This is a genomic window from Silanimonas algicola (assembly GCF_054777375.1).
The window spans coordinates 1-513 of the sequence record NZ_BAAHAS010000012.1 but is presented as its reverse complement, the minus strand read 5'-3'; the positions used below and the strand labels follow the sequence as shown (position 1 = coordinate 513).

Here is a 513-nt window from a genome sequence, read left to right as displayed (position 1 = left end):
AGGGCGGCCCGCTGTCGCAGGGCATCGTGTTCGGCACCAGCGTGGCCTGCCCGTTGCACAACTGGACGATCGGGCTGGACGACGGCAAGGCGAAGGCACCGGACGCGGGCTGCGCGCAGCGCTTCGCGTGCCGGGTGCAGGATGGACAGGTGATGCTCGATCCGGTGGAACTGGCCACGCTGGGGCTCGATGCGGGGTGAAGCGCTGGGGTTTCGCTTCGCTCCACCACCAGCCTACGCATCGCCGGGGTTTCGCCTCGATGCACCCCGGGCGCGGACAGGCAAAGCAGTTGAGCTTAGCCGCTTGCATGTCAAGTCCGAAATTCCTTGATGGCTTCACGCTGGCATTGCCCAAAGCGCCGATTTGCGACCTAGAATGGCTTCGTCTGCAGTGCGTATCGGGCTTTATATTTCCTTGAACCAATGCTCATTGAGCACGGGCTTGGAACATCGCCTGGTGAGCGTGAACATCTCGCGTCAGATGATCCCAACACCAAGGCTGACCTCGCCCACC

General features: G+C 62.8%; 1 protein-coding gene. It reads left to right on the top strand.

The features are described from left to right. Positions 1-200, top strand: a 200-nt coding sequence (locus tag ACYVAK_RS14700; RefSeq protein WP_461062334.1) for a Rieske (2Fe-2S) protein, incomplete at its 5' end; no start/stop codon positions are given. Positions 201-513: the final 313 nt, after the last annotated feature.